This is a genomic window from Massilia sp. P2_C2 (assembly GCF_056404615.1).
Map to the genome: position 1 here is coordinate 1 of NZ_JBFUDR010000387.1, position 4,976 is coordinate 4,976.

Sequence of the window (4,976 nt, forward strand, 5' to 3'; positions counted from 1 at the left end):
GCAGCGCGAAGCTGTACAAGCCGCTCCGGTGGCGCCGATACAGGTTCTGGAATGCTGTCGCGTCGCCCTGTCGGATCGCGCGCAGCAGTTGTATGTCTTCGGATTCGTTCACGTCGGGTCCGTTCGCTCTTTTCTTTTATTAGAACCGGACCGCTGGAAAGTTCCCAAGTATTTATAAAAAACTGAAAACTGGCGCCACGACGGGACGATATAAGTACGCGCCTTCGACGGCGTATGCGCGCGCCTCGGCCACTTCGCCGACTTGGGCGTGAACATGATCCGGATGATGCCGATCCATCCGATCGGCGTGGCCGATTGGCGTAATCGGCGTGCGGCGCAGCCTGGATGGCGAAGGCATCCTCGTGTGCGCCAACCTGGCGCCGCAGCCGGCCGCCTTGCCGCCGGCCCTGCTGGACGAGACTGGCATTCCGTTATACGCCCACGGCTGGGATCAGGATGCCTGCAGCCTGGATGCGTACGGCTGCTTCGTGGCGCCGCTGCGCTGCGCTGCGGTCAGAACCTGTAGACGATGCCAACGTTGTAGTTGGTCGCATTCCTGGCCGTTTGCTGTGCTTCGACTCGTCCCGAAATGGTCGGAGTGAACTTGTAACTCAGTCCGGCTCCGAAAAAACCGCTGTTGGAATAACCGGTGAACGTCATGCCCGGGACGGCCGAGTCGACATGCCCGTTGTCGCGGCCGTAACGGCCATAGATATCGAATTCAGGGCTCAGCGGATACGAGCCGACGACCGAGAAGTGCGCCTGATAGAGCTTGACGGTACCGCCATTCACCTCCCATTTACCCAGCTGGCGATACCCGAATTCGAGCGCCACATACTGGTTGAAGCGGTAGCCGGCGAAAACACCGGCGCTGGTTTTGTTGCCGTCGAGAATGTCGACCTTTGACGAACCAACGTCCAGGCCACCATAGGCGCCCTTTGCTTCCTCGGCGCACGCGGACGATGCCACCGCGGCCAGGGCCGCGGCGATTGCGAGTTTCTTGAACATGTTTTTCCGATCCCTCTTTGTCATGAAGTGCAAGCGCACTTACTATTGAGAACCGGAAATTATACAATGAACAACATATTTACACGAGTCCGTAGGGTGGGCACCCGTGCCCACGCGTGACGTTTGCGGTTTGTTGGCATTACGCGTGGGCACAGGGGTGCCCACCCAACAGATGGAGAGGATCAATACACGACGACCGAGCGGATCGATTCACCCTTCTTCATCAGGTCGAAGCCATCGTTGATCTGGTCGAGCGTGAGGTGATGGGTGATCAGATCGTCGATGTTGATCTTGTTCTCCATGTACCAGTCGACGATCTTCGGCACGTCCGTGCGGCCGCGCGCGCCGCCGAACGCGGAGCCCTTCCACACGCGGCCCGTGACCAGCTGGAACGGACGCGTCGCGATCTCCTTGCCCGCTTCCGCCACGCCGATGATGATCGATTGCCCCCAGCCCTTGTGGCAGCACTCCAGCGCCTGGCGCATCGTCGTCACGTTGCCGATGCATTCGAACGAGTAATCCGCGCCGCCATCCGTCAGCTGGACGATCGTGTCCACGACGTTCTCGACCTCTTTCGGATTGACGAAATGGGTCATGCCGAACTTGCGCGCCATGGCTTCGCGGCCCGGGTTGATATCCACGCCGATGATCCTGTCGGCCCCGATCATACGGGCCGCCTGGATCACGTTCAGCCCGATGCCGCCGAGGCCGAACACGACGACGTTGGCGCCCGCCTCCACCTTCGCGGTAAAGATCACGGCGCCGATACCGGTGGTGACGCCGCAGCCGATGTAGCAGATCTTGTCGAACGGCGCGTCCGAACGGACTTTCGCCAGCGCGATCTCCGGCACGACGATGTAGTTGGAAAACGTGGACGTGCCCATGTAGTGGTAGATGGGCTTGCCGTCCAGCGAGAAGCGGCTCGTCGCATCCGGCATCAGGCCGCGACCCTGCGTGGCGCGGATGGCCTGGCACAGATTGGTCTTTTGCGACAGGCAGAATTTGCACTGGCGGCATTCGGGCGTGTACAGCGGGATGACGTGGTCGTCCTTGCGAAGCGTCGTCACACCCGGGCCGACGTCGACGACGACACCGGCGCCTTCATGGCCCAGGATGGCCGGGAACAGGCCTTCCGGATCGGCGCCGGACAGCGTGTACCAGTCGGTGTGGCAGATGCCCGTCGCCTTGACTTCGACCAGCACCTCGCCCGCCTTCGGGCCCTCGAGTTCGACCTCTTCGATCGTCAGCGGCTTCCCTGCCTGCCATGCAATCGCTGCTCTGGTTTTCATATCGTTATTCCCTGGCTTAAAAGTTCGCCATGATACCAAGCGAGGCCCCGGACGCGTCGGCGGCCGGCCGGTTTCGTGCGGCAATCTATTTCCCGCGCAGTCGCCCGGCAAATGCCCCGTGCAGGCTGTTGAGCAATTCCTCGGCCGCGACCAGTTGTTCGGCCACTTCGTTGATCTTGCGGCGGTTCGAGCGGGCGTGGTCGCGCAGCACCTCGAAGGCCGTGTTGCGGTCGGCCTGGAAGCGCGCCATCAAGAGGCCCACGGCCAGGCTCGTTTCGCGGCCGGCCGCCAGCGCGGCATTCAGGTTCGCTTCCGTGCGGCGCAGCTGGCGGATCTCGTCGGCGCGTGCCAGCGCGGATTCGAAGGCCGGCAGCAGGTGCATGGCATCCACCGGCTTGACGACGAAGCCGACCGCGCCATGGCTGGCCGCCTGGCGCGCCGTCTCGGCATCGTCGACCGACGACAGGAACATGAACGCGACGGACGTGTGGTCGCGCAGGCGGCGTGCCAAATCCAGGCCGGACATGCCGGGCATGCTGATGTCCAGCAGGGCCAGGGCGATGTCGGCTTCGCGCTCGGCCGCGCGCTGCAGCGCTTGCGCGGCGGAGGTCGCTTCCAGGGTGTCGTAGCCGGCATGGCCCAGCACGGTCGAGAGATATTCCAGCAGGATGGGATCATCGTCGACGAGCAGGATCAGGCGGCGGGGAGAGGCAGGCGCGCTCATTGTTATGGTTCTCGTAGCGGTAAGGGTGAACGCGCACTGTGGCGCACACAGTCATACGGCGCGGTAGCGCGCCAAAAATATAGCACGTTGACAAGGTTTTTAGCCAAATTGTTTGTTTCGCTGACATCAATCCAACACACGCGAGACACGAACACAACACCGTGTCCGCACGATTGGAAACAGATTGCATATGCATAAGTTCTCAAAATAAACTGAACCTTGCTGCCCCGATAAGGGTTGCAAGATGTATCGGTTGTTCGAGGAGTCACCTACATGCACGCAGCCCACGAGGCCCGCGGCGATAACGATACTTACCAACGGAGAAAACACCGATGAATCAGAAACACTCTCGCGCATCGAAGATGGTTCCGGCCCTCGGGCTGTGTGTGGCGGCGCTGGCCGTCGCATTCGCGGGCAGCGCGTCGGCCGCGCCCGACACGACCCGCGTGATCGTCGCCTTCAAACCGGGATCGGCCGCCAACATCAAGTCGGCGGTCGCGGCTGCACGAGGCACCGTCAAGCAGGAAATCTTCAACATGAACGCGATGGCGATCGAAGTGCCGACCGCCGCGCTGCAGGGCCTGCAACACAATCCGAACGTCGAATACGTCGAGGAAGACGTGGTCCGCAAACCGTTCGCGCTGACGACGCCGTCGACCGGCGTGCCCTACACGAACGGCCAGCTGGTGCCCTACGGGATCAAGCTCGTGCAGGCCGACCAGCTGTCGGATGCGAACACGTCCAACCGCAAGATCTGCATCATCGACTCGGGCGTCGACTTCAGCCATGAAGACCTGAAGGACAACGGCGCCAACGTCACCGGCGAATACGATTCCGGCACGGGCTGGTGGTACACGGACGAGACCCATCACGGCACCCACGTGTTCGGCACGATCGCAGCCGTCAACAATGGCACGGGCGTCGTCGGCGTGAACCCGAACAGGCAGCTCAAGCTGCACATCGTGAAGGTGTTCGGCAACGATGGCGCGTGGACCTATTCGTCCACGCTGGCCAACGCCGCCAACAAGTGCGGCGCGGCGGGTGCCAACGTCGTCACGATGTCGCTGGGCGGCGGCGCGCGCAGTATCACCGAGCAGCGCGCATTCGACAACCTGCAGACCAAGGGTGTGCTCTCCATCGCGGCGGCCGGCAACGACGGCAATTCGACGACCTCCTACCCGGCCGGCTACGCCAGCGTGATGTCGGTGGCGGCCCTGGACGAGAACAAGGTCGTCGCCTCGTTCTCGCAATACAACAAGGACGTCGAGATCGCCGGTCCGGGCGTGTCCGTGCTGTCGACGGTCCCGATGGGCACCGGCGTCGATACGGCGCTGACGGTCGGCACGACGAAATACGCGTCGTCGGCGATGGAAGGCTCGCCCGTCAAGACCGTGACGGCGCCGCTGGCCGACTTCGGCATCGGCGACAAGGTCAATACGGCCGTCTCCGGCAAGGTCTGCCTGATCCAGYGCGGCACGCTGGACTTCGCGACCAAGGTGACGAACTGCCAGAACAGCGGCGGCGTCGGCGCGATCGTCTACAACAACGTGGCGGGCGCCTTCGGCGGCACGCTGGGCACGACCGTGACGACGATCCCGTCGCTGACCGCGTCCGACACGGACGGCGCCGCGATGAAGAACCAGTTGGGCCAGAGCGCGACCGTGGCCGTGAAGGCATCGAATTACGCCTACTTCGACGGCACGTCGATGGCCACGCCGCACGTGTCGGCCGTCGCGGCGCTCGTGTGGAGCTACTTCCCGACCTGCACCGGTTCCCAGATCCGCACGTCGCTGGACAACAGCGCGCTCGACCTGGGCACCGCCGGCCGCGACACGAAGTACGGCTACGGCCTCGTGCAGGCCAAGGCGGCGTACGATCGCATCAAGGCGCTGGGTTGCGGTAAGTAATCCAGGATTTTCGGACACGGCAAAACGGGCGCTGCATGCAGCGCCCGT

Annotated in this window: 4 protein-coding genes; 1 reads left to right on the top strand and 3 read right to left on the bottom strand. The window is 63.0% G+C overall.

Annotated elements, in window-relative coordinates:
- Positions 1-513 precede the first annotated feature (513 nt).
- The 3 genes from AC1DYX_RS27700 to AC1DYX_RS27710 form a co-directional block, all read right to left on the bottom strand.
- Positions 514-1,008, bottom strand: coding sequence for an outer membrane beta-barrel protein (locus tag AC1DYX_RS27700; protein WP_477264891.1), 495 nt, complete (start codon positions 1,006-1,008; stop codon positions 514-516).
- A gap of 182 nt (positions 1,009-1,190) precedes the next feature.
- Entirely contained in the window at positions 1,191-2,297 is a 1,107-nt protein-coding gene (locus tag AC1DYX_RS27705; RefSeq protein WP_477264892.1) for an S-(hydroxymethyl)glutathione dehydrogenase/class III alcohol dehydrogenase, read from the bottom strand.
- 85 nt (positions 2,298-2,382) lie between these two features.
- Positions 2,383-3,021 carry an ANTAR domain-containing response regulator gene (locus tag AC1DYX_RS27710; RefSeq protein WP_477264894.1) on the bottom strand — a complete coding sequence of 213 codons (639 nt, stop codon included), beginning with the start codon at positions 3,019-3,021 and terminating at the stop codon, positions 2,383-2,385.
- Between the two features lie 332 nt (positions 3,022-3,353).
- Between AC1DYX_RS27710 and AC1DYX_RS27715 the strand changes: the two genes are divergently transcribed.
- Positions 3,354-4,928, top strand: a complete 1,575-nt coding sequence (locus tag AC1DYX_RS27715; protein ID WP_477264896.1) for a S8 family serine peptidase — start codon at positions 3,354-3,356, stop codon at positions 4,926-4,928.
- The last annotated feature ends 48 nt before the right edge of the window (positions 4,929-4,976 follow it).

Coding starts and splice junctions, on each gene's coding strand:
- AC1DYX_RS27710 (WP_477264894.1), bottom strand. CDS start 3,021: ATGAGCGCGCCTGCCTCTCCCCGCCGCCTGATCCTGCTCGTCGACGAT.
- AC1DYX_RS27700 (WP_477264891.1), bottom strand. CDS start 1,008: ATGTTCAAGAAACTCGCAATCGCCGCGGCCCTGGCCGCGGTGGCATCG.
- AC1DYX_RS27705 (WP_477264892.1), bottom strand. CDS start 2,297: ATGAAAACCAGAGCAGCGATTGCATGGCAGGCAGGGAAGCCGCTGACG.